The organism is Microvirga medicaginis, from assembly GCF_052658925.1.
Map to the genome: position 1 here is coordinate 60,882 of NZ_JBQWEL010000005.1, position 26,468 is coordinate 87,349.

General features: G+C 62.9%; 25 protein-coding genes. 13 read left to right on the top strand and 12 right to left on the bottom strand.

Annotated features, from left to right (window positions below):
- Nucleotides 1–2: 2 nt before the first annotated feature.
- The 3 genes from lhpI to ACUXUR_RS08885 all read left to right on the top strand — a co-directional run bounded on the left by lhpI (nucleotide 3) and on the right by ACUXUR_RS08885 (nucleotide 3,847).
- Nucleotides 3–1,745 (top strand): cis-3-hydroxy-L-proline dehydratase, encoded by a 1,743-nt coding sequence (lhpI, locus tag ACUXUR_RS08875; protein WP_445501987.1) that lies wholly within the window; start codon nucleotides 3–5, stop codon nucleotides 1,743–1,745.
- Between the two features lie 226 nt (nucleotides 1,746–1,971).
- The gene (locus ACUXUR_RS08880) at nucleotides 1,972–2,496 is read left to right on the top strand and encodes a PAS domain-containing protein (protein ID WP_445501988.1); all 525 of its coding nucleotides are present in this window, start codon (nucleotides 1,972–1,974) and stop codon (nucleotides 2,494–2,496) included.
- Nucleotides 2,480–3,847 carry a methyl-accepting chemotaxis protein gene (locus tag ACUXUR_RS08885; RefSeq protein WP_445501989.1) on the top strand — a complete coding sequence of 456 codons (1,368 nt, stop codon included), beginning with the start codon at nucleotides 2,480–2,482 and terminating at the stop codon, nucleotides 3,845–3,847. The genes ACUXUR_RS08880 and ACUXUR_RS08885 overlap by 17 nt, the downstream gene beginning before the upstream one ends.
- 72 nt (nucleotides 3,848–3,919) lie before the next feature.
- On the opposite strand, the gene gyrB is transcribed toward ACUXUR_RS08885, so the two are convergent.
- The 11 genes from gyrB to mutM all read right to left on the bottom strand — a co-directional run bounded on the left by gyrB (nucleotide 3,920) and on the right by mutM (nucleotide 17,363).
- On the bottom strand, nucleotides 3,920–6,346 hold the full coding sequence (gene gyrB / locus ACUXUR_RS08890; protein WP_445501990.1) for a DNA topoisomerase (ATP-hydrolyzing) subunit B: 2,427 nt from the start codon (nucleotides 6,344–6,346) through the stop codon (nucleotides 3,920–3,922).
- 202 nt (nucleotides 6,347–6,548) lie between these two features.
- Nucleotides 6,549–7,163 (bottom strand): LysE family translocator, encoded by a 615-nt coding sequence (locus ACUXUR_RS08895; RefSeq protein WP_445501991.1) that lies wholly within the window; start codon nucleotides 7,161–7,163, stop codon nucleotides 6,549–6,551.
- Nucleotides 7,164–7,263: 100 nt separating this feature from the next.
- Nucleotides 7,264–8,061: a CPBP family glutamic-type intramembrane protease gene (locus ACUXUR_RS08900; protein WP_445501992.1), complete on the bottom strand. Its 798-nt coding sequence runs from the start codon at nucleotides 8,059–8,061 to the stop codon at nucleotides 7,264–7,266.
- Nucleotides 8,058–9,218: a DNA replication/repair protein RecF gene (recF, locus tag ACUXUR_RS08905; RefSeq protein WP_445501993.1), complete on the bottom strand. Its 1,161-nt coding sequence runs from the start codon at nucleotides 9,216–9,218 to the stop codon at nucleotides 8,058–8,060. Before recF ends, ACUXUR_RS08900 begins: the two co-directional genes overlap by 4 nt.
- A 299-nt stretch (nucleotides 9,219–9,517) precedes the next feature.
- Nucleotides 9,518–10,636 (bottom strand): DNA polymerase III subunit beta, encoded by a 1,119-nt coding sequence (dnaN, locus tag ACUXUR_RS08910; RefSeq protein ID WP_445501994.1) that lies wholly within the window; start codon nucleotides 10,634–10,636, stop codon nucleotides 9,518–9,520.
- 141 nt (nucleotides 10,637–10,777) lie between these two features.
- Nucleotides 10,778–12,229, bottom strand: coding sequence for a chromosomal replication initiator protein DnaA (gene dnaA / locus ACUXUR_RS08915; protein ID WP_445502165.1), 1,452 nt, complete (start codon nucleotides 12,227–12,229; stop codon nucleotides 10,778–10,780).
- Between the two features lie 1,016 nt (nucleotides 12,230–13,245).
- Complete coding sequence (rpsT, locus tag ACUXUR_RS08920) at nucleotides 13,246–13,512, bottom strand: 30S ribosomal protein S20 (RefSeq protein WP_445501995.1); 267 nt, start codon at nucleotides 13,510–13,512, stop codon at nucleotides 13,246–13,248.
- 168 nt (nucleotides 13,513–13,680) lie between these two features.
- On the bottom strand, nucleotides 13,681–14,496 hold the full coding sequence (locus ACUXUR_RS08925) for a TSUP family transporter (RefSeq protein WP_445501996.1): 816 nt from the start codon (nucleotides 14,494–14,496) through the stop codon (nucleotides 13,681–13,683).
- Nucleotides 14,497–14,498: 2 nt separating this feature from the next.
- The gene (locus tag ACUXUR_RS08930; protein ID WP_445501997.1) at nucleotides 14,499–15,272 is read right to left on the bottom strand and encodes an enoyl-CoA hydratase; all 774 of its coding nucleotides are present in this window, start codon (nucleotides 15,270–15,272) and stop codon (nucleotides 14,499–14,501) included.
- Between the two features lie 249 nt (nucleotides 15,273–15,521).
- The gene (locus ACUXUR_RS08935) at nucleotides 15,522–16,319 is read right to left on the bottom strand and encodes a DUF2189 domain-containing protein (protein WP_445501998.1); all 798 of its coding nucleotides are present in this window, start codon (nucleotides 16,317–16,319) and stop codon (nucleotides 15,522–15,524) included.
- Between the two features lie 147 nt (nucleotides 16,320–16,466).
- Nucleotides 16,467–17,363 carry a bifunctional DNA-formamidopyrimidine glycosylase/DNA-(apurinic or apyrimidinic site) lyase gene (gene mutM / locus ACUXUR_RS08940; protein WP_445501999.1) on the bottom strand — a complete coding sequence of 299 codons (897 nt, stop codon included), beginning with the start codon at nucleotides 17,361–17,363 and terminating at the stop codon, nucleotides 16,467–16,469.
- Nucleotides 17,364–17,546: 183 nt separating this feature from the next.
- Here mutM and ubiE point away from each other — a divergent pair, with 183 nt between their 5' ends.
- The 10 genes from ubiE to ACUXUR_RS08990 all read left to right on the top strand — a co-directional run bounded on the left by ubiE (nucleotide 17,547) and on the right by ACUXUR_RS08990 (nucleotide 24,241).
- The gene (ubiE, locus tag ACUXUR_RS08945; RefSeq protein WP_445502000.1) at nucleotides 17,547–18,296 is read left to right on the top strand and encodes a bifunctional demethylmenaquinone methyltransferase/2-methoxy-6-polyprenyl-1,4-benzoquinol methylase UbiE; all 750 of its coding nucleotides are present in this window, start codon (nucleotides 17,547–17,549) and stop codon (nucleotides 18,294–18,296) included.
- Between the two features lie 3 nt (nucleotides 18,297–18,299).
- Complete coding sequence (gene ubiB / locus ACUXUR_RS08950) at nucleotides 18,300–19,874, top strand: 2-polyprenylphenol 6-hydroxylase (RefSeq protein ID WP_445502001.1); 1,575 nt, start codon at nucleotides 18,300–18,302, stop codon at nucleotides 19,872–19,874.
- Nucleotides 19,871–21,085 carry a bifunctional phosphopantothenoylcysteine decarboxylase/phosphopantothenate--cysteine ligase CoaBC gene (coaBC, locus tag ACUXUR_RS08955; protein WP_445502002.1) on the top strand — a complete coding sequence of 405 codons (1,215 nt, stop codon included), beginning with the start codon at nucleotides 19,871–19,873 and terminating at the stop codon, nucleotides 21,083–21,085. The genes ubiB and coaBC overlap by 4 nt, the downstream gene beginning before the upstream one ends.
- Nucleotides 21,082–21,537, top strand: coding sequence for a dUTP diphosphatase (dut, locus tag ACUXUR_RS08960; protein WP_445502003.1), 456 nt, complete (start codon nucleotides 21,082–21,084; stop codon nucleotides 21,535–21,537). The genes coaBC and dut overlap by 4 nt, the downstream gene beginning before the upstream one ends.
- Nucleotides 21,538–21,547: 10 nt before the next feature.
- Entirely contained in the window at nucleotides 21,548–21,997 is a 450-nt protein-coding gene (locus ACUXUR_RS08965; RefSeq protein ID WP_445502004.1) for an RrF2 family transcriptional regulator, read from the top strand.
- Nucleotides 21,998–22,071: 74 nt separating this feature from the next.
- On the top strand, nucleotides 22,072–23,052 hold the full coding sequence (gene cysK, locus ACUXUR_RS08970; protein WP_445502005.1) for a cysteine synthase A: 981 nt from the start codon (nucleotides 22,072–22,074) through the stop codon (nucleotides 23,050–23,052).
- Between the two features lie 146 nt (nucleotides 23,053–23,198).
- Nucleotides 23,199–23,555, top strand: coding sequence for a hypothetical protein (locus tag ACUXUR_RS08975; RefSeq protein WP_445502006.1), 357 nt, complete (start codon nucleotides 23,199–23,201; stop codon nucleotides 23,553–23,555).
- A 12-nt stretch (nucleotides 23,556–23,567) separates the two neighbouring features.
- The gene (locus ACUXUR_RS08980; protein ID WP_445502007.1) at nucleotides 23,568–23,801 is read left to right on the top strand and encodes a hypothetical protein; all 234 of its coding nucleotides are present in this window, start codon (nucleotides 23,568–23,570) and stop codon (nucleotides 23,799–23,801) included.
- A 12-nt stretch (nucleotides 23,802–23,813) separates the two neighbouring features.
- Entirely contained in the window at nucleotides 23,814–24,056 is a 243-nt protein-coding gene (locus tag ACUXUR_RS08985) for a hypothetical protein (protein WP_445502008.1), read from the top strand.
- Between the two features lie 20 nt (nucleotides 24,057–24,076).
- A complete protein-coding gene (locus ACUXUR_RS08990; protein ID WP_445502009.1) occupies nucleotides 24,077–24,241 on the top strand; it encodes a hypothetical protein in 165 nt (54 codons plus the stop codon).
- A gap of 173 nt (nucleotides 24,242–24,414) precedes the next feature.
- Here ACUXUR_RS08990 and typA read toward each other — a convergent pair whose 3' ends face one another.
- Nucleotides 24,415–26,244, bottom strand: coding sequence for a translational GTPase TypA (gene typA / locus ACUXUR_RS08995; protein ID WP_445502010.1), 1,830 nt, complete (start codon nucleotides 26,242–26,244; stop codon nucleotides 24,415–24,417).
- Nucleotides 26,245–26,468: the final 224 nt, after the last annotated feature.

The following is a 26,468-nucleotide window of genomic DNA, read 5'->3' on the forward strand; positions in this document are numbered from 1 at the left end:
TCATGAGCGAAGCTGTCATTTCGGGCAACGCCTTCGTTCATGGCGAGGCTGTGGGAGAAATCATCGCCAGCGATGTGGAACTGAGCTTCTGGGGCGGCGTCGACCCGTTTAGCGGTGAGGTCATCGACCGGCATCACCCCCTCAGCGGACAGATCCTGACCGGGAAAATTCTCGTCATTCCCGGTGGGCGCGGCTCCTGCTCCGGGAGTGGCGTGATCCTGGAGCTGCTCCTCACCGGAAAGGGACCCGCGGCCATGGTAGTCGAGCGGGAGGACGATATCCTCACTCTCGGCGTCGTGATCGCGGAAGAAGTCTTCGGCAAATCCATCCCGGTCGTGACGCTCGATCCAAAGGATTTTCGCCAGGTAGCCGCAGCACGCTATGCGCGTGTCGACGGCAATCGCGTTGTCTGCGGCGACCATCCTGAAGCGCTGCGCGAGCTTCCGCCTGCTGAGGAAGGACCGGAGGCCAACGCTTCCCCTATCGAGCTGAGCGAAGAGGATCGGGCCTATCTGGATGGCACGCACGGTAAGGCCGCGCAGGTGGCGATGAAAGTCATCCTGCGGATGGCTCGTCTGCAAGGTGCAGATCGGCTGATCGACGTCACGCAGGCGCATATCGATGGCTGCGTCTATACCGGCCACGGCTCCCTGAAGTTCGCGCAGCAGCTGCGGGATTGGGGCGGGACGGTTGTCGTGCCGACAACACTCAATTCCATTTCCGTCGATCACCGCCGCTGGCGAACGCAAGGCATGGATCCCGCCTTTGGAGAGCCGGCGAGCCAGCTGGGTGACGCCTATGTGGACATGGGCGCGCGACCGACCTTCACCTGTGCGCCCTATCTCCTGGACAGCGCTCCCGGGAAGGGCGAGCAGATCGTCTGGGCGGAGTCCAACGCGGTCGTCTATGCCAACAGCGTGCTCGGCGCGCGGACGATGAAATATCCCGATTTCCTCGACATCTGCATCGCGCTCACCGGCCGTGCACCGTTGGCCGGATGCCATATCGAGAGCAATCGGAGAGCGGCTCTTCAAATCAATCTGCCGAAGCTCAAAGACCTCGATGACGCGTTCTATCCGCTGCTCGGCTATCACCTGGGCCTCGTGTCCACGAACCGGATCCCTGTCATCACCGGGCTGGAACAGGCTTCACCCTCACAGGATGACCTGAAAGCTTTCGGGGCCGCATTCGCCACCACCTCGAGCGCACCCATGTTCCACATTCTCGGTGTGACGCCCGAGGCAGCGACACTGGAAGATGCGACCGGCGGTCAAAGCATTCCGACCATCGACATTCGCATGGAGGGCCTGCTTCGGAGCTGGCGCGAACTCGACAGCGCCTCGGATCAATCGGTCGATCTCGTATCGCTCGGTAATCCGCATTTCTCTTTCAGCGAATGCGAAAAGCTCGCCACTCTCTGCCGCGGGCGTACGAAACATGAGGACGTGACAATCGTCGTGACCTGCGGACGCGCCACGCATGACAAGGCACGCGAGGCTGGCATTCTGTCAGAGCTCGAACACTTCGGCGTTCAGTTCGTCACGGATACCTGCTGGTGCATGATCATCGAACCGGTGATTCCGCCGACGGCTGAAACGATCATGACGAATTCCGGCAAATACGCCCATTACGGCCCGGGCCTCACAGGACGGCGCTTCCATTTCGGAAGTCTTTCCGCCTGCGTCGAGACCGCCTGCACGGGCGTTGCGAGCGAGAATCTACCTCTTTGGCTCCGAGAGGGCTAAGCTCTCAACCAAGGGATTAAGACGGCGATGCCGAGGTATCGGGAACGGGGATCACCGGCTTGGGAGAAGCGGATGCCGGGTTCGAGCGCGATCTGATTGCCGCGCAAGATCAACCCTTCTGCGAACGATATCACTCTTGATGTCATCAGGCTCGCGCAAGCCAGCTTTGCGAGAAGTAGAGTTGATTCCCAGGATCCAACAGGCTGCCGCCCCTTCTCAAATCCAGATGACCAGAGCGATCACCCCCACTCAACATGAGATCTTCTTCGATCCCGATTCCTTCATCGTCTCGAAGACGGACCTGAAGGGCCGGATAACTTATGCGAACAGGGTCTTCTGCGAGGTCGCGGGCTACTCGGAGGAGGAGTTGATCGGTCAGCCGCATAGCCTGATTCGGCATCCGGATATGCCCCGCGCGGTCTTCAAACTGCTGTGGGATACGATCCAGGACGGACGCGAAGTCTTCGCCTATGTGAAGAACATGGCACGTAGCGGCGACTATTACTGGGTTTTCGCTCATGTGACGCCGTCCTTTGACAGCAACCTCAAGGTCTGCGGCTTTCACTCCAATCGACGCGTGCCGAAACGGGACGTGGTGGAGAAGATCATCACGCCTTTCTACGCTGAACTCATTCGCATCGAGGCCTCCTACCGCAATGCCAAGGAGGGCCTCGCGGCGTCCCATCAGCACCTCATGAAAACCGTCACTGCGGGCAAGGTCAGCTATGATGAATTTGTCTTCTCTCTCTAAGGCGAGCATCGGTTTTGCCGTCGCTGCCCTTGCCATCACGGGGCAAGTCATTGCGTCCCTCGTCACCGGCTCGATGCCGTCGATAGCCCTGCTCGTTGCCGATATCGGTTTCATCTTCGGTGGCGCGATGCTGCTGCGCACATACCGCGCGCTCGCAACGGCCACTGAAATCCTCGATCGTGTGGGCCATGGCGACTTGGAGGCTCGGGTCATTGGCAGCAAGGAAGGCGGGGCTCTCGGAAAGCTGCATGACACGATCAACGATGCCACCGACCGGATCGATGCCTATATCCGCGAGTCTTCGGCAGCGATGAACGCCATCCGCAACAATCAATACTTCCGCCGCATCCTGCCGGATGGCCTGCATGGCGCTATGCTCCACGGCACGTCCATCATCAATGAGGCTTCGCACATCATCGAGGGACGCCTCGCCGCCTTCAACGAATCGACTGCGGAATTCGAAGAGGCGATCAATACGATCGTGAAGGCCCTCTCCGAATCCTCATCGAGCATGAGCGCCATGGCGTCCGTGCTGCAGGAAGGTGCGACCCTCACCGACGACCGCACCAATCTCGTGGCTTCGACAGCGGCAGAGATGGCCGTCAATGTGCAGACCGTTGCTGCTGCGGTGACGCAGCTTGCCGCTTCCGCCCAGGAGATCGGCACCGAGGCCGATCATTCGGCGACGCGGGCCCGGCAGGCGGCGCAGGAAGCGCAATCCACCGGCGCCATCGTCAACGGTCTCAACAATGCGGTCGAGCGGATCAGCACCGTGGTGGGCCTGATCACCAGCATTGCCGAGCAGACTAACCTCCTTGCCCTCAATGCCACCATCGAAGCCGCTCGCGCGGGCGAAGCCGGGCGTGGATTTGCCGTGGTGGCTCAGGAGGTCAAGGCACTCGCGACCCAGACTGCCAGGGCAACAGAAGAGATTGCCAGCGAGATCTCGGAGTTGCGCTCCGCTTCCACGGCAGCCGTTTCTGCCGTTGCCGAGATCTCGACCATCGTGGCGGATATTGATCATGCCACTTCGCGGATCGCTCAGAGCATCTCTGGTCAAACTGCCGCCACCGCCGAGATCGCGCGCAGCGTCGAGCAGACCTCGGTGGGGACGCAGGGCGTGACGGACAACATTCAGAGCGTGAGCCAGAATACAGCTGAAACCAAGCATCTGGCCGGATCGGTGCTCGACACGTCGCAAGAGGTCGCGGTTCAGGGCGAGCACTTGGCCGAGGAAGTGCGAAAGTTTCTCGTGGCGCTGCGTCGCGGCCCCATGGACCGCCGGCAGGACGAGAGCAGCAACTCCAATAATGAAGAGCACCATCTGCGCGCTCTTCCACGCGCGGCCTAAGACGATAACCGGACATGAAAAACCCCGCTCGCGAGAGCGGGGTTTTTGTTGTTCAGAGCTGCGCTGGAAGCCTCAGACGTCCAGGTTCGCCACGGAGAGTGCGTTCTCCTGGATGAATTCGCGGCGGGGTTCCACCACATCGCCCATGAGCTTCACGAACAGGTCGTCGGCATCGGTGGTGTCCTTCACCTTCACCTGCAGGAGCGAGCGGATCTCCCGGTCGAGCGTGGTCTCCCAAAGCTGCTGTGCGGTCATTTCGCCAAGGCCTTTGTAGCGCTGCAGCTGCAGGCCCTTGCGGCCGGAGGCGATTACAGCGTCGAACAGAGAGAGCGGACCGTCGATCTGCATCTCGTCGTTCTTGCGCACGAGCGTTGCCGGCTTCGCATAAACGTCCTGCAGGGAAGCGGCGCGCTCGTCGAGCTTCTTGGCTTCCTGGCTGGCGATCAGCGCCTGATCGAGCGTAGCGCTCTGCGTCACGCCACGCACGGTGCGCGAGAAGATATAGCCGCCTTCCCGGACTTCACCCGTCCAGCCGCGCTCGAGCTCTTCCGAAATCGCATCGAGACGCTGCGCGATGTAAGTGGCAGCAGCGGGGCCGCGCTGCGGATCTTCCACCACGTCGGGGCGCAGCGCGCCGGCAATGGCGGCCTGCTCCACGGCCTTGCGGTTGTAGCGCGTATGCAGGTTGCTCAGCACCTGGCGCACGAGGCGGGCCTCGTCGATCAGGCCCTTCAGCTGATCGCCCTGGAACTCCACGCCGGACTCGAGGCGCAACGATGCGCTCTCGATGCCTGCATCGATGAGGAAGTCTTCCAGCGCACGCTCGTCCTTGAGATAGATCGAGGACTTGCCGCGAGTGGCTTTGTAGAGCGGCGGCTGTGCGATGTAGAGGTGGCCGCGCTCGATCAGCTCCGGCATCTGACGGAAGAAGAACGTGAGCAGGAGCGTGCGAATGTGCGAGCCGTCCACGTCCGCGTCCGTCATGATGATGATGCGGTGATAACGCAGCTTCTCGATGTTGAACTCCTCGCGTCCGATGCCTGTGCCGAGCGCGGTGATCAGCGTGCCGATTTCCTGGCTGGACAGCATCTTGTCGAAGCGCGCGCGCTCGACGTTGAGAATTTTGCCGCGCAGCGGCAGGACGGCTTGGAAGGCACGGTCGCGGCCTTGCTTGGCGGAACCGCCGGCCGAGTCACCCTCCACGAGGATGAGTTCGCATTTCGACGGATCGCGCTCCTGACAATCGGCGAGCTTGCCGGGGAGCGACGCCACGTCGAGCGCGCCTTTGCGGCGCGTGAGCTCGCGCGCCTTGCGGGCAGCTTCACGCGCGGCTGCGGCTTCCACCACCTTGCCGACAAGCGTCCTGGCTTCCGTCGGATGTTCTTCGAGCCAGTTGTTGAGCGCCTCGTTGACCACGTTCTCGACGGCGGGACGGACCTCGGAGGAGACGAGCTTGTCCTTGGTCTGCGAGGAGAACTTCGGATCCGGTACCTTCACGGAGACGACGGCGGTCAGGCCCTCGCGGCAATCGTCGCCGGTGAGCGAAACCTTTTCCTTCTTCGTCATGCCAGTGGATTCGGCATAGCCGTTCACCTGACGGGTGAGCGCCGCGCGGAAGCCCGCGAGGTGCGTGCCGCCGTCGCGCTGCGGGATGTTGTTGGTGAAGCAGAGCACGTTCTCGTGGTACGAGTCGTTCCACCAGAGCGCCACTTCTACGCCGATGCCGTCCTTCTCGGAACGGATCATGACAGGCTGCTGGATCAGCGGGGTCTTGGCGCGGTCGAGATAGCGCACGAACGCTTCCACGCCGCCCTCATACATCAGCTCTTCGCGCTTATGCTCCGCATGGCGCTTGTCGGTGAGGATGATGCGCACGCCCGAGTTCAGAAACGCCAGCTCGCGCAGGCGATGCTCGAGAGTCGCATAGTCGAACTCCACCATGGTGAAGGTTTCAGGCGAGGGCGTGAAGGTCACTTCCGTACCGCGCTTGTCCGGCGCGTCGCCGACAACGGCGAGCGGGGCTACGGCATCGCCGTGGCGGAACTCCATGTAATGTTCCTTGCCGTTGCGGTAGATGCGCAGTTTCAGCGAGGTCGAGAGCGCGTTCACCACCGACACGCCCACGCCGTGCAGACCGCCAGAGACCTTGTAGGAATTCTGGTCGAACTTACCGCCCGCGTGCAGCTGGGTCATGATGACCTCGGCCGCCGAGACGCCTTCGCCCGGGTGGATGTCGGTAGGAATGCCGCGGCCGTTATCGGTGACGGTCACCGAGCCGTCGGCGTTGAGCGTAACGGTAACTTCCGTAGCGTGACCAGCCAGGGCCTCGTCGATGGCATTGTCCACCACCTCGTAAACCATGTGGTGGAGGCCCGAGCCGTCATCGGTATCGCCGATATACATGCCCGGCCGCTTGCGCACCGCATCAAGGCCTTTGAGCACCTTGATCGATTCCGCGCCGTAGGCATCGGCATTCACGTTGATAGCAGGTTCGGCCATTTGGGATCCTTGCAAGGCGCAGCGGAAAGGGTGAGGGGCGCGCCAGGGGTTTGATTCGTCAGATCAGATATTTAGTGACGATTGTTTGAAATTTCACCCCCGCGCGCGTGTACGCGCGTGGAATGGGGCTGAAAAATCCACGGAAAAGTGCCGTTTTAGGGCTCCTGAGGGGCGGTTCTTTGCCTCAGGCCCAAAAGGAGCCTCAGCGGGCTGCTACAGCTGCCGCAGCGCCCGCCATCACCGTGCCCGTGACCCGGTTGAGAATGCGGATGGCCCCGGGCTTGGTGAAGAGCCGACGGGCCCGGGCGGCGAGCACGATATAGAGGCCGAACACCACCGACAGCACGGCCATGGTCGCCAGAGCCAGCTCCAGGTAGCCCAGTATCGTGATCCGCGTCAGATCGAGGAAAGTGGGCAGAAGCGCAAGGTAGAACACGATCGCCTTGGGGTTGCCCAGCGTCAGCGCCAGCCCGCCCAGCAGGAGCTTCGCCGGATGCTCGGCTTTCCCCTCTGCGATTACGTTCCGAGCCGTGGCTGGTGCCGTCCAGAGCTTGTAGGCGAGATAGAGCAGATAGGCCGCGCCCGCGTATTTGACGGCCAGGAAGACTCCATGGAAGGTCTGGGCCAGGGCGGCAAGCCCCAGCACCGCGAAGGTGAGCCATACCAGATCGCCCAGAACGATCCCGGCGCTGAGCGCCACTGCTCCCTTCGAACCCCGCCCCAGCACCCGCGCCACGATCGCGGCAATCCCCGGTCCCGGAGAGGCGGCGGCGATGAAGAGGGCGGACGAGAACAGGATGAGGCCTGCGGGTTCCATGGCGATCACCGGCAATAGAGAGGCTGCTGCGGCTTCTTCATAGGATGAAACAGCATCTCACGCCATCAAGGAGTTTTGATGTGTTCGATCACACCACGTGTCACTGTGCGAGGTTGTGTCCAAGACGCACGAAAAGCAGGGGCGCAGTCCAGAAGATGACGTGGACAAACGCATGAGCCAGCATGGCATGCTCCAGGCTGCGTCTCGCATAGAGCCAGCCGAAGAGAAGGCCAAGCAAGCCGTTGAGGCTCAGCGTTCTGACGATCAGCACACCCTGATCGTCCGCTGAAGCTCCCGCGATGACACCCAGATGCCCCGCCGCGAAGGCGAAAGCCGAGAGCCCGATGGATATCCAGGCGAGAAAGGGGCGGAACCGGCCTGCCGTCAGGCGCAGTCCTGCCCAGAGCAGGAAGGACATGAGCCCGAACCGAAACACCAACTCCTCGGTGATACCGCCATAGAGCAATCCGAGCATGCGTTCGCTCAAAGTGACGTCATCGAGGCTCGGGATGCCCGCGAAAGCTGCTGGAAACTGCGACCTGAAGACGAGGTCGGCGGCGATTGTCGCGGAGGCGAGAACAATCGTCAGCAGCAGCGTCGAACGCCAGCCTCCTGTGGTCGCTTGGGCGGGTTCGCCACGTAGCCAGAGAATGACGAGGGAGCTCAGTCCAGCCTTCTCCGCCAGTGCAACGCCCAAGGCAACACCCGCCAGGAGAAGGATCGCTGGCTGGACAAGCAGGAGGACAGCAAGAGCCGGTGTCGGAAGATCGGTGGTCTCGGGCAGTCCACGCACCAGTTCTGCGGCGCGCTGCGTTACCGGGATCAGGGACAGGATGCCAAGGAAACCAAGGCCGCTCATGGCCAGGAACGGCTTCAGGAAAGGGCGTTGAGCCGTCATGGCGTCGACAGCGCCTCGATTTTTCCGGGCGAGACCTGCAGCACATCTGCGCGATCCTCGAGCTCTGTAAAAAGACTCGGATCCGCGCCCGTCATCCAGACCTGCCCGCCCAGCGATTCCAGCGCCGCAAAAAGCCCCGCGCGGCGGCGCGGGTCGAGATGGGCGGCGACCTCGTCGAGCAGCACGAAAGGCGCGATGCCGCTCATGCTGGCGACAAGCCGCGCATGGGCGAGAACGAGGCCAATGAGAAGTGCCTTCTGCTCGCCGGTGGAGGCGGTGTTGGCGGGAATGTCCTTCGGTCCGTGCCGCACGAGAAGATCGGAGGCCTGCGGGCCCACGAGGGTACGCCCGGCCGCCCGGTCGCGTGCGCGATAGTCGCGCAGGATCGCGCGGTAGCGATCCTCCGCATCGACGGCAGGAAGTGTGGCGACAAGCATATCGATCTCGCCTTCAAGCCCCATTGTGGCGAAGGGGAAGGGGGAATCCTCCTCGCGCGTTTCGAGGATGAGCGCCGCCAGGCGTTCCACCGTCTCGCGACGCGCAGCCGCGACGGCGATGGCAAGCTCCGCCACCTCGCGCTCCAGCGCATCGAGCCAAAGGCGGTCGTCGGGATTGTCCTCGAGCACGCGATTGCGGGAGCGCAGCGCACGTTCGAGAGCATTCACCCGCGCACCATGCTCGGCATCGACGGCGAGCACCAGGCGGTCAAGAAAACGGCGGCGGTCGCCGGCGGGTCCCCGAAACAAAGCATCGAGATCGGGCGTGAGCCAGACCACACGGAGGAATTCCGCGAAAGCCGTGGGCGAGGATGCGGTCATGCCGTCGATGCGGCAGATGCGCGGGGACCGGCCGTTTTCGCCCTGCGGCTCAAGCCCGGTGCCGAGGCGATGCTCGCCGTAGGGTGCGTCAAGGGCGAGTGAAACGGCAAAGGAGCCGGGGCCGCCCTGGCGCGCCATGTCGCCGAGCTCCGCGCGGCGCAGGCCACGTCCCGGCATGAAGAGAGAGATCGCCTCCAGCACATTGGTCTTGCCCGCGCCGTTCTCGCCGACGAGCGCGACGAGTTGGCGCGACACGGGGAGGTCCAGGCTCGCATAGGTGCGAAAATCCTGGAGGATCAGGCGGACGATTCGGGACGCGGGGACGGGAGCGGATGACATGCGCTCCCTTCATTCAGGAGCACGCGCGAAAGATCAAGCGTTGGCACGGCCGAACAGCGTTTCTCATTATCGTGAGCACGCTTTGAGCCCGTGTTTCCAGACCCACCGCCCCCATCCTGAGGCGTCTCCAGTACTCTCTGGATCATCCTTCGAGACGCCGCTAATGCGGCTCCTCAGGATGAGGATGGAATTAAGGTTGAAAGCGATCACCGGCACAAGGCCGGTGATGACGAGGAGCTTGATCCTGAAACGATCCCGGATCGGCTGACGCCGTCCGGGATGACGCCTGTCGAAAATGCTTACACGCGCATCGGCATCAGGACGTATAGCGCCGCTGCGCCCTCGCGGTCCTGAATAACGGTGGGTGAGCCGGGATCCGCGAGCTTGAACAGGGCCGTGTCGCCGTCGAGCTGGGCCGTGATGTCGAGCAGATACCGGGCATTGAATCCGATATCGATCGGAGCTGCATCGTAATCGACCTCGATCTCTTCCGTCGCGCTGCCCGAATCCGGGTTGTTGACGGTGAGCGTCAGGCGACCGTCGGCAAGCGCGAGCTTCACCGCGCGGCCACGCTCGGAGGAGATGGTGGAAACGCGGTCCACGGCCTTGGCGAAATCGCCGCGCTCGACCACGAGGATCTTGTCGTTGCCGGCGGGGATGACGCGTTGGTAATCCGGGAAGGTGCCGTCGATGAGCTTCGAGGTCAGCACCACGCCATCGAATGTCAGGCGCACCTTGGCCGAGGACAGCTCGATGGTGACGTTCTCGGAGCCGTCCTCGACGAGCTTCACGATTTCGGCTACCGCTTTGCGTGGAATGATCACGCCGGGCATGCCTTCGGAACCGGTGGGAGCGGGAAGCTCCACGCGGGCGAGGCGATGGCCGTCGGTGGCAACCGCGCGCATCATGAGCTGGCCGCCCACATCGAGCGTGTGGAGATAGATGCCGTTGAGATAGTAGCGCGTCTCTTCCGTCGAGATCGCGAATTGCGTCTTCTCGATCAGGCGCTTGAGATCGGCGGCGGGAAGCGTGAAGCGGTGCGGCAGGTCGCCGGCAGCGAGATCCGGGAAGTCGCTCTCCGGCAGGGCCTGCAGCATGAAGCGCGAGCGGCCCGAGCGGATCTGCATCTGGCCCATATCGGCCGTCATCTCCAGCGACACCTGCGCGCCCTCAGGCAGCTTACGCACGATGTCGTAGATCATGTAGGCCGGAACCGTGGTGGAGCCTGCCTCCGTGATGTCGGCGGGGATCGTCTCCGTCACCTCGATGTCGAGGTCGGTCGCGCGCAGGCGCAGGGTTCCTTCTTCCGCGCGCAGCAGCACGTTCGACAGGATCGGAATGGTGTTGCGGCGCTCGACGACGCGATGCACATGCCCCAACGCCTTCAGAAGAGCGGCGCGCTCAACAGTAACTCTCATAACCGGCACCTATTGTCGGCAAAATTCTTGGCCTGCCCCGAAGAGGAGCAAGCGAGGCGGCAAGATTGGCGGTTGTTGCCCGAGAAAGCAAGCCTGCCTCGGGCACCTCGAAGGGGTCCTCAAGCCGCCTCTGGTCAGGAATTATTCCTGCAGCATCCGCTTGAGGAGCTCGACCTCATCCGAGAGCGCGTGGTCCTCGCCCAGAGCCTTCTCGATCTTGCGCACCGCATGGAGCACGGTGGTGTGATCGCGTCCACCGAAGCGGCGGCCGATCTCCGGCAGAGAGCGTAACGTCAGCACCTTGGACAGATACATGGCGATCTGACGCGGGCGCACCACGGCGGCGGTGCGGCGCTCGGAGAGGATGTCCGAGCGGGAGACGTTGTAGCGCGAGGCCACCAGCTTCTGGATGTCCTCGATCTTCACGCGCTTGGGTTCGCGGTTGCGCACGAGGTCGCGAATTGCGGTCTCGGCGGTCTCGAGCGTGATGGCCGAGCCGGTGAGCGTGGCATGCGCCAGCAGGCGGTTGACCGCGCCTTCGAGGTCGCGGCCGTTCGCCGTGATGGAGCGAGCGACATAGGAGATGACGTTGGGGCCGACCTCAAAGGTCGGGTGAATGGTCTTCAGCGCCTCGATGCGAGTGGACAGGATCGAGGTGCGCAGCGCCTCGTCGAGCGCCGTGACTTCGACCACGAGACCGCCGGCCAAGCGCGAGCGCACGCGCTCGTCAAGATTCTCAAGATCCGCCGGCGGGCGGTCGGCGGCGATCACGATCTGGCGGCCCGCATCGATGAGGGCGTTGAGGGTGTGGCCGAATTCCTGCTGGATCTGCTTGCCCTGGATGAACTGCACGTCGTCGATGATGAGGAGATCGATACCGCGCAGACGCTCCTTGAAGGCGAGCGACGTCTGGGCTTTGAGCGACGCGACGAAGCCGTACATGAAACGGTCGGCGGTGAGATAGATGACGCGGCGGCCTTGGGTGCGCATCTCATGACCGATGGCGTGCAGCAGGTGGGTTTTGCCGAGGCCCACGCCCGCATGCAGATAAAGCGGGTTGTAGATCACCTGACCGTTCGGCGCATGGGCCACACGGTCCGCTGCAGCATGCGCCAGCGCATTGGAGCGGCCAACGATGAAGCTTTCGAAGGTCAGGCGCGGGTCGAGCGGTGCACCACCGAGATCAGAGTTTTCGCCCCGCTCTTCCTGGGGAAACGTGAGTGTGGGCGCCTTCGGTTCACTGACTTGGGCAGCGGTTGGCACGGGAGCGGCCGTGCTCGGGCGCGGAGCCTCGTTGGGGCGGCGCTGGGGGGCAGCGTCGCGACCAAGGGTGTTGCGCACCCCGATCACAACGCGCTCCACGTCATGGGTCTCGGAGCGATAAACCGACAGGACACGGTCTGCGTAGTGCGACTCGATCCAGCTCTTCAGGAAGCGGGTGGGCACCGTCAGATAGGCGCAGCCCTCCACAACCGAATCCAACTCCAGGCGGCCGAACCAGCTGGCAAAGATATCCTCGCCCAGCTCGGCGCGAAGGCGGCGCTTCACCCGCGCCCAGACATCTGCTGCCGTTTGCTCGCCGGAAGAATCCATGCCGCTCTCGTTGGCAGCGGCAAAGGTTCGGTGGTCCTCGCTGCGATACATCAAATTTCCTCCACGAGATTCCAGCCGAACTTGGCTAGAACCCCCACGCATGCCCCGTTTTGAACAAGAAAAGCGGACCCGCTTCACAGGTTATTCAAAACGTGACGCCCCCAATTGTACTGAAGATTATCAAACGGTTTTTAAGTCGAGGCGATCTGAAAGCGCCGCCTCTTGTCCACCTTCTCAAGCTCTATCAAGTCTACCCCTAGGTAAGGGACGTGCTTTCGCTTGCTTCTTGTTAGAATGAAACAAAGCCCTGACCCCGCGGTTGTGTTCTATTGCTTGTGACTTCGGTGGATGACTTAACGGCAAGCCGTTGAAGCAAGTTGACCATATACAGGGTGGGTGAGGGCGCGCAACACGGTCGAGTCAACAGGCATCCGGCCGAGATCCCCAAAACGGCTCCACAGACCCGTCCACAGCTTTTGGGGTGCGACGATAAAGTCCTGACTCTTCAACCGATTCACTGTCTCATCCCCTCCCATTTCTCTGCCCAAAAAAGCTTTTTCCTGAAACCTTGATTCAGGATCGATTCGGGGCGTGCCGAGGTGTGATTCCGATGCTTCGCGATCCTTTGCCTGCTAAGCTGCTGAATAAACTTAGCATTTTATGTGCAACTTGAATCTCTGTTGTGCGCCCTGTCACCCCGTGTTTTGACCATAAAGTCAAGCTCGCGTGTGGATAAAAAGGCGGCAAAATAATGCCGCCGAAGCGACATGATTCTCTTCTCCCCGGAGTGGCCAGGAAGGAGAGCGGAGAGGACCCTCGGAAGGCAGCTGAAGTGCCTCTTCTCGCTCTGCGTGGAGAGGTGGTGAGAGCTGCGTGGCCGAAGCAAAACCGAACCCGCTCCCGAGCGGGGAAGTTCGCCCAGGTGAATGCGTCAGGTGAGGGACGATGGTTTCAAGACAACAAAAAACCCGGCCGCGAGGCCGGGTTTGACGATCTCGTTGAGCCTGATGGGCTCATTAAGCACTCAGAGCCTTGATGCGGCTCGTCAGGCGCGACACCTTCCGAGAGGCGGTATTCTTGTGCACGATGCCCTTCTGGGCGGCGCGCATCATCTCCGGCTCGGCGGCGCGGAGCGCAGCGAGAGCCTCGGTCTGGTTGCCGGAGGCGATTGCCTCCTCGACCTTGCGCACGAAGGTCCGCATGCGGCTGCGGCGCGACTTGTTGATCGCGGTGCGCTTCGCAATCTTGCGGGTCATCTTCTTGGCGGACACGGTGTTGGCCATGGCCAATCCTCGTTCTTTAAAAGTCCGACGCGACAAGCCCGGCTTGGAGCTCCGTCAGCGACCGGTTGATTGAATGGAAACCGAAGAGCCCGCGGGACGCGCGGGCTCGTGTGGGGCGGCTTATAGACGTGATCCTTCAGAACGTCAATGTCCGTGGGCCTTTGCGCGTCAAAAAAGCGCCGCGATGGTTTTCGAAGCGCCCTCCGAAAGCATCCTGTGCCAGGGATTGGCAGGATCCAGAAGCAGCCGCAAGGCCATCGCCGCCGAGACCAGAACCAGGAGCGGGCGGATAAGCCTCGATCCCAGCCGCATGGCCAGGCGCGAGCCCACCTGTGCTCCGAGGAAGGAGGCTGCGGCCATCACGAGTCCCAAAGGCCAGACCACGGCTCCGGTCGCCGCATAGAGAAGAAGACTGCCGAGGTTGCTTGCCAGGTTCAGGAGCTTGGTATGGGCGGTGGCCCGCACCACCCCGTAGCCGAGGAGCATCACGAAGGCGAGCATATAGAAGGAGCCGGCGCCAGGCCCGAAGATGCCGTCATAGAAGCCGACTGCCACGGGCGCGGTGAAGCCGAAGGTCAGCGCCGTCATCCGGGCATGGGCATCCTCATCCTTCACCTTCTGCGAGAGAGTGAAATAGAAGGCAATGGCGATCAACAGCACCGGGATCAGCATCTCCAGCACAGAGCGTGGCAGGAAGCGTACGCAGAGCGCTCCCGCAACGCCGCTGATGAAGGCCGCTCCGGTAAAGACCCATGCCCTGCGCCACTCGATCATCCCTCGGCGTCCGAAGGTGTAGGTGGCGGACGCGGCTGCGAAAGCGCCCTGCACCTTGTTGGTGGCAATGGCACCGGCAGGACTTAAACCCGCGAGGAGGAGGGCAGGCACCGTCAGCAACCCGCCGCCGCCTGCGATGGAATCTACGAAGCCTGCGAAAAAAGAGATCGCGGCTAACGCCGCGATCATGTCGAACCCGATTTCTGGCACGGTTACTGGTCTTTGAACTCGGCCGCGCGCTTTTCCACGAAGGCGGTCATGCCTTCCTTCTGGTCGGCGGTGGCGAACATGGCGTGGAACACGCGCCGCTCGAAGCGGATGCCCTCGGAGAGGGTCAGCTCGTCGGCGCGGTTGATGGTTTCCTTCGTCATCATGGCAATCGGCAGCGACATGGAGGCGATGGTCTCCGCCGTCTTCATGGTCTCAGGAATGAGATCCGCGAGAGGCACCACGCGGGCGACGAGGCCGGAGCGCTCGGCCTCTTCCGCACCCATCATGCGGCCGGTCAGGCACATCTCCATGGCCTTGGCCTTGCCGATAAGGCGTGTGAGGCGCTGCGTGCCGCCCATGCCGGGCATGACGCCGAGCTTGATCTCGGGCTGGCCGAACTTGGCGTTGTCGGCGGCGATGATGAAATCGCACATCATGGCGAACTCGCAGCCGCCGCCCAGGGCAAAGCCCGCGACCGCCGCAATCATGGGCTTGCGCCGTCCCGCCACCTTTTCCCAGCCGGAGAAAAGGTTGTCGAGATAGATCTGCGGATAGGTGAGCGATGCCATTTCCTTGATATCGGCGCCGGCGGCGAAAGCCTTCTCGGAACCGGTGACCACGATGCAGCCGATCTTCGGGTCGGCCTCGAAGGCATCGAGGGCTTGGTTCACCTCGTTCAGAAGCTGCGAATTGAGAGCGTTCAGGGCTTGGGGCCGGTTGAGGGTGATGAGCCCTACCTTGCCGCGCGTTTCAGCGAGAATCGTCTCATAAGCCATGCCGGTATCTCCTCCCCGATGGAGATTCACCGGTAGGCGAGGGAAAGGGTATCAGGCAAGCGGAAACTAGAGCCTCGGACCTAAAAGTGGGATGCACTTTTGGGATCCATCCGATGCTTCCTTTCTAGAGCAGCGCATCGTTCGTGCGGAAAACCGGGTCCACTTTTCGCTGACGCGGCCCCTCGGGTCCGCACGATACGCGAACGGCCGCGCCTTGAAGCTCTCGGCAAGGCGCGGCGTGACGAGGCTTTACTCGACCACCTTGCGATAGAGGTGCCAGGTGGCGTGACCGAGGATCGGCAGCACCACGGCCAAGCCGACGAAGAGCGGGATGAAGCCGACGACGAGCGCCCCGGCGACGATCAGCGCCCAAACCAGCATGGGACCGGGGTTGGCGGCGACCGCCCGGAACGATGTGATGATCGCCGGCATCGCACCCACGTCCCGGTCGACCAGGAGCGGGAACGAGATCGCGCTTAAGGCAAACACCACGGCGCTGAAAATGAAGCCGAGCGCATTGCCCACGATGATGAGGGTCCAGCCCTTCTGCGTGGTGAACACCTCGCTGAGGAAGGCACCAATAGATTCAGGGGCGTGCCAGCCGAAGAGGGATTGATAAAGCGCCTGCGCCGTCAGGAGCCAGGCGATGAAGATCACCATCAGCAGGACGCCGAGCGCCGCGATGGAGCCGATGGAATGCGAGTAGAAGACATTGGAGACGCTGCTCACGGAGACGTCCTGTCCGCGTTCGCGCTCGCGGCTGATCTCGTAAAGGCCCACGGCAGCGAGCGGTCCCACCAGGGCAAAGCCCGACATGAGGGGAAAGAGGAGCGGCAGCATGTTGTAGCCGAAAGCAAGCCCCGCGAAGAAGATGCCGAGGAGCGGATACATCAGGCAGATGAAGAAGATATGTGTCGGAGCGGCCCAGAAATCCGCGGCGCCCTGTCTCAACGCGTCCATGAGGTCATGGGTGCTGATCCGGCGGATGCCCAGGTGCTCCGATACCGGGTCTCTTTGGACGTGGGAGAAGACAGTGAGTTTGGCCATGGCGGTCCCTCCTGAACCTCGAGTTCAAGCGGTCGCGAGCCTGTCATGCAGAAGATGCCGACGATAAGGTCGCAACCTGCAGAGCAATAATATTTGATGCTCTTTCGGGTTTTTTCGAGGACACGCCGGAAAAATAGCCTGATCACATCATCGCGTGCGGGGCCGCTTCTGGCAGACGGGGCAATAGAACGTCGAGCGGCCGGATTGGACGAGCCGTTCCACTGTGCCGGTGCATTCGGGCGTCACGCAGGGCTCTCCCTCCCGGTCATAGACACGGAAGGAATGTTGGAAATAGCCGAGCGAGCCATCGACCTGCGCATGGTCCCGCAAGGTCGAGCCGCCCGCCTCCACGGCCTCCGAGAGTACATCGCGGATCACCTCGGCGAGCTGGTGCGCCTTCTCCGTCGGCTTTCCGGCCTTGGTAGCGAGCGACCCTGCCGGAGCCTCCGGATGAAGGCCGGTGCGGAACAGGGCCTCACAGACATAGATGTTGCCGAGGCCTGCGATGAGACGCTGGTCGAGGAGGGCGGCTTTGAGCGGCGTACGCTTGCCGGCAAAGAGATCGGCGATGGTCTCGCCCGAGAGTTCGTTGCCGAGGGGCTCGATACCCATCCCGGCGAAATGCTTGCAGGTTTCAATCTCGGAACGGGGCACCAGGTCCATGAAGCCGAAGCGGCGGGCGTCGTTATAGGTCACGCTCGTCCCGTTGGAGAGCCGGAAGATCACGTGATCGTGGGCTCCCAGGGCCCCGTGGTCATGATGGAACTCCCCCGGCATCCGGGTGGCGCCGCCTTGCGTGACCAGGAAGCGCCCCGACATGCCGAGATGCATGATCAGCACCTCGCCGGAGGAGAGATCGGCCAGGAGATACTTGGCCCGGCGGCCCAAGGCCCTAACCTCCTGTCCTTCCAGGCGCTCCGTGAACCTTTCGGGGAACGGAAAGCGCAGGTCCGGACGGCGCTGCAGCACCTTGGTGAAGCGGGCTCCCACCATGGCGGGCTCCAGGCCCCGGCGTACGGTTTCGACTTCGGGCAGTTCGGGCATCAACCATCTCTTCGGTTCTTGGAAGCCCTTACATAGCCATCGGGCCCTGCTTCCGCTATGGATCGCCGTCAAGGCATTTTTCGGCGAAGTGGATCCGGTTCGCCGAAAAATGCGGCAAAGCAAGACGGGAGCCGGTTCCGCGTGAGCGGAGGGGCGGCCGATGCGACATGAAGGTGATAGAGCATGACCGACGAGACCACCCATTTCGGGTTTCAGTCCGTGCCCCTGGGCGAGAAGCAGGATCGCGTGAACGAGGTCTTCCGCTCGGTGGCGAGCCGCTACGACCTTATGAACGATCTCATGTCCGCAGGCCTCCATCGGCTCTGGAAGGACAATCTCATTTCGACGCTGCGTCCGCCCAAGGACCGGCCCTTCCGCCATCTCGACGTCGCCGGCGGCACGGGGGATATCGCCTTCCGCATTCTCGATTCAGGCGGGCCGCAAACCCGTGTGACCGTGCTCGACATCAACGGCGAGATGCTGAAAGTCGGCGCCGAGCGTGCCGGCCGCCGCTATGAAGGGCGCATCGACTTCGTCGAGGCGAATGCGGAAGAGCTGCCGCTCGAGTCCAGCACCTATGACGCGTACACCATCGCCTTCGGCATCCGAAACGTGCCGCGTATCGATGCGGCGCTGCGCGAGGCGCATCGGGTTCTGAAGTCCGGTGGGCGCTTCCTCTGCCTCGAATTCTCGAAGGTGGACGTGCCGCTCATCGACAAGATCTACGACGTCTATTCCTTCAACATCATTCCACGCATGGGCCAGATGGTGACGGGGGATGCCGAGTCCTATCAGTATCTCGTGGAATCGATCCGTAAATTCCCGCCGCCTGCTGCCTTCGCGCGCATGATCGAGGAGGCGGGTTTCAGGCGAGTCACCTATCGCCAGCTCACGGCAGGCGTGGTTGCCATTCATTCAGGCTGGAAGATCTGACAAGTGATTGGCAGCCTCGTCCATCTCGCACGCAACCTGCGCGCCGGCTTCGTTCTCGCCCGCGAAGGCGCTTTGGGTCTGTTCGATCCGAGTGCCCTGCCGCCTTCCGCGCGCCTGGCCTTGCGCCTGGCCCGCCTCATCGAGCGGCGGCAGACGGAAGACGGCGCGGCGCGCCTATCCAAGGCACTGACGCGGCTGGGTCCCTCTTACGTGAAGTTCGGCCAATTCCTCGCCACGCGTCCCGACATCGTGGGCGTCGCCGCCGCGCGTGATCTCGAACGCCTGCAGGACCGGATGCCTCCGTTCCCGCGCGCCCAGGCCATCGCGACCATCGAGGCGGCTCTGGGGCGTCCCATTGACGATGCGTTCCTCGAATTCAGCGAGCCCCTGGCAGCTGCGTCCATCGCGCAGGTGCACAAGGCGCGCATCCGCACGCCGGAAGGCGAAGAGACTGTTGCGGTGAAAGTGGTGCGCCCGGGTGTCCGTGAGGGTTTCGCCCGTGACCTTCAGGCGATGCGTGCGGCGGCTCGCCTTTTCGAGCGCATGGTGCCCGATGTGCGGCGCCTGAAGCCGATGGAGGTGGTGGAGACGCTCGCGCGCTCTGTCGCTGTCGAGATGGATCTGCGCTTGGAAGCTGCGGCCGTCTCGGAACTCGCCGAGAACACCAAGGGCGATCTCGATTTTCGCGTGCCGAAGCCGGAATGGGATCTCACGGCGCGGGACGTACTCACCACGACTTGGATTGATGGCATTCGTTTGAGCGACCTGGAGGCAATCGAGCGTGCAGGTTTTGACCGCGTGGCTCTGGGCAGCACGGTGATCCAGTCGTTCCTGCGCCATGCGATCCGCGACGGCTATTTCCATGCCGACATGCATCCCGGCAATCTGTTCGTCGATGCGGAGGGGCGCCTCGTTGCCGTCGATTTCGGCATCATGGGCAGGCTTGGCATGAAGGAGCGCCGCTTCCTTGCGGAAATTCTTCTCGGCTTCATCCGCCGCGACTACCTGCGCGTGGCGCAGGTGCATTTCGAAGCGGGCTATGTTCCGCCGCATCATTCGGTGGAGGATTTCGCGCAGGCCATCCGCGCCATCGGCGAGCCGATCCATGACCGGCGCGCGGACGAGATCTCGATGGCGAAGCTCTTGACGCTGCTCTTCGAGATCACGGCCCTCTTCGACATGGCGACGCGCACCGAACTCGTGATGCTGCAGAAGACCATGGTCGTGGTCGAGGGCGTGGCGCGCAACCTCGACCCGAAGCTCGACATGTGGACCACGTCGGAGCCGGTGGTGCGCGAGTGGATCGAGCGCAACCTCGGACCGTTGGGTCGCGTCGAGCAGGCCGGTCGCGGTTTGTGGACGCTTGCCGGCGTGATCGGCGATCTGCCGGAATTGGCGTTGCGGGCCGAGCGGGTTCTCAACCAGATGGAAGAGGTGACGGCCCGCGGCGTCTCACTCGACCAGGAGAGCGTCGCCGCCATCGGACGTGCCGAGGCGCGTGGCAACCGCTGGGGCGTGGCGGCCTTGTGGATCATCGCCGTATCGCTGATGATCATGCTGCTGAGAGGTTTTGCATGACGGCGCTTTCCGGCAAACGCATTCTGCTTGTGATCGGCGGCGGGATCGCGGCCTACAAGTCCCTGGACCTGATCCGGCGCCTGCGAGAGCGCGGCGCCTCGGTGCGCTGCATCCTGACGAACGGGGCGCAGCAGTTCATCACGCCGCTTGCGGCGTCCGCCCTCACAGGGCAGCGCACGCATACCGATCTCTTCAACCGCGAGGGCGAGGCCGATATCGGGCATATCAAGCTGGCGCGCGATGCGGACCTCGTGATCGTTGCCCCCGCCACTGCCAACCTCATGGCGAAACTGGCAGGCGGCCATGCGGATGATCTCGCCTCCACGGTGCTGCTGGCCACGACGCTTCCGATCCTGATCGCGCCCGCGATGAACGTGCGCATGTGGCTGCATCCGGCCACGCAACGGAATCTGAAGACGCTCCAAGCCGATGGCGTTCACAGGGTCGGCCCCAACGAAGGCGCGATGGCCGAAGCCGAGTTCGGTCCGGGCCGCATGGCGGAGCCGCTGGAGATTGCTGCTGCCGTCGAGCGTCTGCTTGCACCTTCCGGTCTTCTGGCCGGCCGGCATGTGATCGTGACCTCCGGCCCGACGCATGAGCCTATCGATCCGGTGCGTTACATCGCCAACCGCTCGTCCGGCAAGCAGGGTCATGCCATCGCGAAAGCGGCAGCCGAGGCAGGCGCCCGCGTGACGCTGATCTCCGGCCCCGTCGATCTGCCAGATCCGAAAGGCGTCGCCACCGTGCATGTCGAAAGCGCGCGCGAGATGCTGGCGGCGGTGGAGAAAGCCTTGCCTTCCGATATCGGCATTTTCGCCGCCGCGGTCGCCGATTGGCGTGTGGCGAATGCGGGCGAGCAGAAGATCAAGAAGAAGGACGGCGCCTTGCCGAACCTGTCTCTCACCGAGAACCCCGACATTCTCGCCACGATCTCGCGTCTTGCGCAGAACCGTCCCGCGCTCATGGTGGGCTTCGCCGCCGAGACGGAGAACGTGATCGAGCACGCGAAGCAGAAGCTTGCGAAGAAGGGCTGCGATCTCATCCTCGCCAATGACGTGTCGCCTGCGGCCGGCGTCATGGGCGGTGACAGCAACACGGTGCATCTCGTCACGAAATCGGGCGTCGAGACCTGGCCGACGCTTTCGAAGACGGAAGTGGCCGAGAGATTGATCGCGCATGTGGGCGCATTGATCGGAGGCGCAAAACCATGACCCATGTGTTGCGCGTTCAGCGCTTGCCTCACGGCGCGGATTTGCCGCTGCCGCGCTATGAGACGGCAGGCGCTGCAGGCATGGATCTCATTGCCGCCAATCCGGCGGATGCGCCTGTGGTGCTCGCACCCATGGAGCGCAAGCTCGTGCCCACGGGCCTCATCATTCAGTTGGAGCAGGGCTTCGAGGCGCAGGTGCGGCCCCGCTCCGGTTTGGCGTTCAAGCATGGCGTGACGGTTCTCAACGCGCCGGGCACCATTGATGCCGATTATCGCGGCGAAGTGCAGGTGCTGCTCGTCAACTTAAGCACTGAGCCGTTCACCATCACGCGCGGGATGCGCATCGCGCAGATGATCGTCGCGCCGGTGACCATGGTCGAGCTGGTGGAGGTGGTTGCCGTGAATCACACGCCGCGTGCCGCCGGCGGCTTCGGATCGACGGGTCTGAACTGAAAGACATGCGATGAACTTTCTCTCTCGTCGTTCGCTTCTCGCCATCGCGGCCGTCACCGATATCGCGCTTCACGCCCGCCCCATGCCGGTTTCGGCAAAGGCCCTTGCCGCTCGTCACAACCTGCCCCCGCGTTATCTGGAGCCGGTGCTCCAGGCATTGGTGCGCCAGGGCATTCTGAAGGGTGTGCGCGGCCCGCGCGGCGGCTATGAGCTTGCCCGCGAGCGGCGGCGGATCACGGCGGGCGATATCGTGCGCATCGCCATGGCTGCGCAGGAGGACGATGGCAGTTCTCCGTTGCCGGAATCGCGCTTGGCCGAAGCGGTTGTGGCGCCTCTCGTTGCGAAGGGCACAGAGGCCTTTCTCGCTGAGCTCGACAAGGTGACGGTGGAGGATCTGTGCAACCGTGCTCAGGCCGAGGCCGTTCTGGACCAGATCACTCCCGTTGATTTCACGATATAATTTGTAAATTTAACCAATTATCGACACCAGATGCGGAAAGGACTAAGATCCTCGAAGTCTTCATGGAGGATCTTATGGCTGACACGCTCAACGCCTCGGGCGCCAACACCAAGCCCGGCCGCGGCCGCATCTACGGTTCGATTACTGAAACTATCGGCAACACCCCGCTCGTGCGGCTCAACAGACTGCCGAAGGAGCACGGGATCGATGCGGAAATCCTCCTCAAGCTCGAGTTCTTCAACCCGATCTCCAGCGTAAAAGACCGTATCGGCGTCAACATGATCGACGCGATGGAAGCCGCCGGCCACGTCAAGCCCGGCGGGACGCTGATCGAGCCGACCTCCGGCAATACCGGCATTGCACTCGCCTTCGTCGCAGCCGCACGCGGCTATCGCCTGATCCTCGTCATGCCCGAGACGATGTCCATCGAGCGCCGCAAGATGCTGGCCTTCCTGGGTGCCGAACTCGAGCTCACTCCCGGCCCGCAGGGCATGAAGGGGGCGATTGCCCGCGCCGAGGAACTGCTGAAAGAGATCCCGGGCTCGGTCATCCCGCAGCAGTTCAAGAATCCCGCGAACCCCGAGATCCACCGCAAGACCACGGCGGAGGAGATCTGGAACGACACCAACGGACAGTTCGATGCTTTCGTCGCAGGCGTCGGCACCGGCGGCACCATCACGGGTGTCGCTCAGGTCATCAAGCCGCGCCTGCCGAACATGAAGGTGTTCGCCGTGGAGCCTGAGGATTCACCGGTCCTCTCCGGCGGTCAGCCCGGTCCGCACAAGATCCAGGGCATCGGCGCCGGCTTCGTGCCGGATGTGCTCGATCGCTCGCTCATCGATGGTGTGATCACCATCGGCAATCAGACGGCTTTCGATACCGCGCGCAGGCTTGCGAGGCTGGAAGGTATTCCGGGCGGCATCTCCACCGGCGCCAATGTGGCGGCTGCGCTGGAGCTCGCGGCGCGTCCCGAGTTCAAGGGCAAGCGCATCGTCACCGTCGCGCCGTCCTTCGCCGAGCGTTACCTCTCGACGGCTCTGTTCGAAGGCCTCTGAGATCTCATCATCTCGATCCTGCAAGGGCGGCTCTCACAGCCGCCCTTTTTGTTTGCGCTCGTCTCAAGCGTGGCAAGAACTTCCCTTCATCCCTTGGGTTTCTCCTTGCGGCACATGCATTCAATCATTGTTTCAAGGAGTTCGTCATGGCGGAGCGCAAGGCGCCTCATTCATTGAAAGACCAGGATGCGGATCAGATCCGCAACGAGCAGCGCGGCGGCGTCGACAGCCCCATCGATCCGAACCGCGACGGTGGTCCCGAGGGCAATGCCACATTGCGCCGCGTGTGGAGCGAACCCGGAGGCGAAGCCCACAATTATCGTCAGGGTCAGACGGGTCAGACCAGCAAGGCCGGCATGGACGGCCATGACGAACTCACCGCCGCCGAGACGCCCGAGGCCACGAAGCGCTTAAGCGATGCCACACTCTCGCCGAAGGACAAGGATGCGACGGGAGAGGCCATCGAGCGCGCGACCGCCGTCGACGGCAAGGATCAAGGCTGACAGGAGAGTGCCATGGGCAATGCAGGCTACGGCAACTACACCGAAGACAACAAAGACTATGTCGATTCCGAGCGGCCGGATCCGCAGGCGGGTCGCATGGGCTCGTCCCAGAACAAGCCCGGCGATCGTCCTCCGGCGGCAGGTCCGCATAGCAAGCCCTCGCTGACCAATCCGGATTCGACTCCTGGCACGGGTGCGCTGCCCGAGCCGGGTGATAGCGAAGGCATCGATTCCACCAGTTCATAACAGGACCCGATCATGGCGCAGAACCAGAATTCCGGCCCTCGTGTCCCGACCGAGCGGCCCGATCCCGCAGATGCGGCCCGCAATCCGAGACCCGGATCTCAGGATCGTCCTGGTTTCGACCTCGGCGGCTCGGTGAATGAACCCAATGCGACCGGCACCGGCTCCAACACCGTACCCGGCGGTCCGAAGGGCGGCACGCCGAGCGGCACAGATGCCGCTGGTGGCGTCACTGACGGCACCAATGGTCCCGCCTAGATTCAGCAAGGCATGAAACGATGGCTCAATCCGACAAGAAATCCGATCAGGCGAAAGAAGCCGATATCAGCGCTCCGCGTCTGACCCCGCAGGGTCGTGATAATCCAAACGCCGCTGGCGAGGACTCCACCAATCCGATGGGTGAAGGCGCGAAGAAGGGGCAGAGCGACAAGGCTGAAGGGTAGAGACAGGCGTCTCCCGGACGAAGCGTAGCGAAGATCCGGGATCGTCTTCAGAATAGAGCGGCCATTCTCATCACACGATCCCGGGTTCTGCTGAGCAGCCCCGGGATGACAGAAGCGGATACCAAAAGGCCGCCCAATGGGCGGCCTTTCGACATTTGCTCAAGGCGTTGCCTTTACGCGCTCAGCGCTTCCTTCTGCTTCTCGGAGCGCTTGCGATCGTTCGGATCGAGGATCGCCTTGCGGATGCGGATCGACTTCGGAGTGACTTCCACGAGTTCGTCGTCCTGGATCCAGGCGAGCGACTTTTCGAGCGTCATGCGGATCGGCGGCGTCAGGCGCACCGCTTCGTCCTTGGAGGTCGTGCGGATGTTGGTGAGCTTCTTGCCCTTCAACACGTTCACCTCGAGGTCGTTCTCGCGGTTGTGCTCGCCCACGATCATGCCCTGATAGACCTTCCAGCCGGGCTCGATCATCATCGGGCCGCGATCTTCCAGGTTCCACAGCGCATAGGCCACGGCTTCACCGGAATCGTTCGAGATCAGCACGCCGTTGCGGCGGCCGGCGATCTCGCCCTTGTAAGGCTCATAAGAATGGAACAGGCGGTTCATGATCGCGGTGCCGCGCGTGTCGGTCAAAAGCTCGCTCTGGTAGCCGATGAGGCCGCGGGTCGGAGCGTAGAACACGAGACGCTGGCGATTGCCGCCGGAGGGGCGCATCTCGACCATCTCGGCGCGGCGCTCGGACATCTTCTGCACCACGACGCCGGAGAATTCCTCGTCCACGTCGATGACCACTTCCTCGACGGGCTCGAGAAGCTGGCCTGTGGCCTCGTCCTTCTCGAACACCACGCGGGGACGCGACACGGCGAGCTCGAAGCCTTCGCGGCGCATGGTCTCGATCAGGATGGCAAGCTGCAATTCGCCACGGCCCGAGACGTAGAAGCTGTCCTTGTCGGCGGCTTCCTCGATCTTGAGGGTCACGTTGCCTTCCGCTTCCTTGAACAGGCGGTCGCGGATCATGCGGCTCGTCACCTTGTCGCCTTCGGTGCCCGCGAGTGGGCTGTCATTGACGATGAAGGACATGGTCACGGTCGGCGGATCGATGGGCTGCGCCTGGATCGGAATGTCGTTCTCAGGGGCGCAGAAGGTGTCGGCCACCGAGCCCTTTTCCAGGCCCGCGATGGAGACGATGTCGCCGGCCTCGCCCACCTCGATGGGCTGGCGCTCCAGGCCGCGGAAGGCCAGGATCTTGGAGACGCGGCCGGTTTCGACCAGCTTGCCCTCGCGGTCGATCACCTTGATCGACTGGTTCGGCTTCACCGTGCCGGAAGAGATGCGGCCCGTGACGATGCGGCCCAGGAAGGGGTTGGATTCGAGCAGCGTTCCGAGCATGCGGAACGGGCCCTCCTCGGTCTTGGCCGGGGGCACGTGCTCGAGCACGAGGTCGAAGAGCGGGGCGAGGCCTTCATCGCTCGGGCCTTCAGGGGACTTCGCCATCCAGCCGTTGCGGCCGGATCCGTAGAGGATCGGGAAGTCGAGCTGCTCGTCGGTGGCGTCCAGCGCCGCGAAGAGGTCGAACACCTCGTTGATCACCTCCTGATGGCGGGCATCGGGACGGTCGATCTTGTTGATGGCGACGATGGGGCGCAGGCCGATCTTGAGGGCCTTGGACACCACGAACTTGGTCTGCGGCATCGGGCCTTCGGCCGCATCCACGAGAACGATCGCGCCGTCCACCATGCTCAGGATACGCTCCACCTCGCCGCCGAAATCGGCGTGGCCGGGGGTGTCCACGATGTTGATGCGGGTGTCCTTCCAGACCACCGAGGTCGCCTTGGCCAGGATGGTGATGCCGCGCTCCTTCTCGAGGTCGTTGGAATCCATCGCGCGCTCTTCCACGCGCTGGTTCTCGCGGAAGGCGCCGGACTGCTGGAGCAGCTTGTCGACGAGGGTGGTTTTGCCATGGTCGACGTGTGCGATGATGGCGATATTGCGTAGTTTCATACGGGGTCTTTCAAAGCAAAGCGGCCCGGCACGCGGCAAGCGTAGCCGCGCCCCTGGCTCGTACCGGGCGGAAATCTGATGCGCTGCAATATAATGATTACTCTGCGGCGGCAATAGGGCGGCCTGGCAGATCGGCCCCAGGAGGCCAAAAAAGCTCCCGCTACATCGTTTCTCGGATGGAGGTTTGTCGACGGCAGCGGAACGAGCCGAAACAGCCGCCCAAT

Excerpts from the sequence above, each read along its gene's own strand:
- lhpI (WP_445501987.1), top strand. The coding sequence starts at position 3 with ATGAGCGAAGCTGTCATTTCGGGCAACGCCTTCGTTCATGGCGAGGCT.
- ACUXUR_RS08880 (WP_445501988.1), top strand. The coding sequence starts at position 1,972 with ATGACCAGAGCGATCACCCCCACTCAACATGAGATCTTCTTCGATCCC.
- gyrB (WP_445501990.1), bottom strand. The coding sequence starts at position 6,346 with ATGGCCGAACCTGCTATCAACGTGAATGCCGATGCCTACGGCGCGGAA.
- ACUXUR_RS08895 (WP_445501991.1), bottom strand. The coding sequence starts at position 7,163 with ATGGAACCCGCAGGCCTCATCCTGTTCTCGTCCGCCCTCTTCATCGCC.
- ACUXUR_RS08900 (WP_445501992.1), bottom strand. The coding sequence starts at position 8,061 with ATGACGGCTCAACGCCCTTTCCTGAAGCCGTTCCTGGCCATGAGCGGC.
- recF (WP_445501993.1), bottom strand. The coding sequence starts at position 9,218 with ATGTCATCCGCTCCCGTCCCCGCGTCCCGAATCGTCCGCCTGATCCTC.
- dnaN (WP_445501994.1), bottom strand. The coding sequence starts at position 10,636 with ATGAGAGTTACTGTTGAGCGCGCCGCTCTTCTGAAGGCGTTGGGGCAT.
- dnaA (WP_445502165.1), bottom strand. The coding sequence starts at position 12,229 with ATGGATTCTTCCGGCGAGCAAACGGCAGCAGATGTCTGGGCGCGGGTG.
- rpsT (WP_445501995.1), bottom strand. The coding sequence starts at position 13,512 with ATGGCCAACACCGTGTCCGCCAAGAAGATGACCCGCAAGATTGCGAAG.
- ACUXUR_RS08930 (WP_445501997.1), bottom strand. The coding sequence starts at position 15,272 with ATGGCTTATGAGACGATTCTCGCTGAAACGCGCGGCAAGGTAGGGCTC.
- ACUXUR_RS08935 (WP_445501998.1), bottom strand. The coding sequence starts at position 16,319 with ATGGCCAAACTCACTGTCTTCTCCCACGTCCAAAGAGACCCGGTATCG.
- mutM (WP_445501999.1), bottom strand. The coding sequence starts at position 17,363 with ATGCCCGAACTGCCCGAAGTCGAAACCGTACGCCGGGGCCTGGAGCCC.
- ubiE (WP_445502000.1), top strand. The coding sequence starts at position 17,547 with ATGACCGACGAGACCACCCATTTCGGGTTTCAGTCCGTGCCCCTGGGC.
- coaBC (WP_445502002.1), top strand. The coding sequence starts at position 19,871 with ATGACGGCGCTTTCCGGCAAACGCATTCTGCTTGTGATCGGCGGCGGG.
- dut (WP_445502003.1), top strand. The coding sequence starts at position 21,082 with ATGACCCATGTGTTGCGCGTTCAGCGCTTGCCTCACGGCGCGGATTTG.
- ACUXUR_RS08965 (WP_445502004.1), top strand. The coding sequence starts at position 21,548 with ATGAACTTTCTCTCTCGTCGTTCGCTTCTCGCCATCGCGGCCGTCACC.
- cysK (WP_445502005.1), top strand. The coding sequence starts at position 22,072 with ATGGCTGACACGCTCAACGCCTCGGGCGCCAACACCAAGCCCGGCCGC.
- ACUXUR_RS08975 (WP_445502006.1), top strand. The coding sequence starts at position 23,199 with ATGGCGGAGCGCAAGGCGCCTCATTCATTGAAAGACCAGGATGCGGAT.
- ACUXUR_RS08980 (WP_445502007.1), top strand. The coding sequence starts at position 23,568 with ATGGGCAATGCAGGCTACGGCAACTACACCGAAGACAACAAAGACTAT.
- ACUXUR_RS08985 (WP_445502008.1), top strand. The coding sequence starts at position 23,814 with ATGGCGCAGAACCAGAATTCCGGCCCTCGTGTCCCGACCGAGCGGCCC.
- ACUXUR_RS08990 (WP_445502009.1), top strand. The coding sequence starts at position 24,077 with ATGGCTCAATCCGACAAGAAATCCGATCAGGCGAAAGAAGCCGATATC.
- typA (WP_445502010.1), bottom strand. The coding sequence starts at position 26,244 with ATGAAACTACGCAATATCGCCATCATCGCACACGTCGACCATGGCAAA.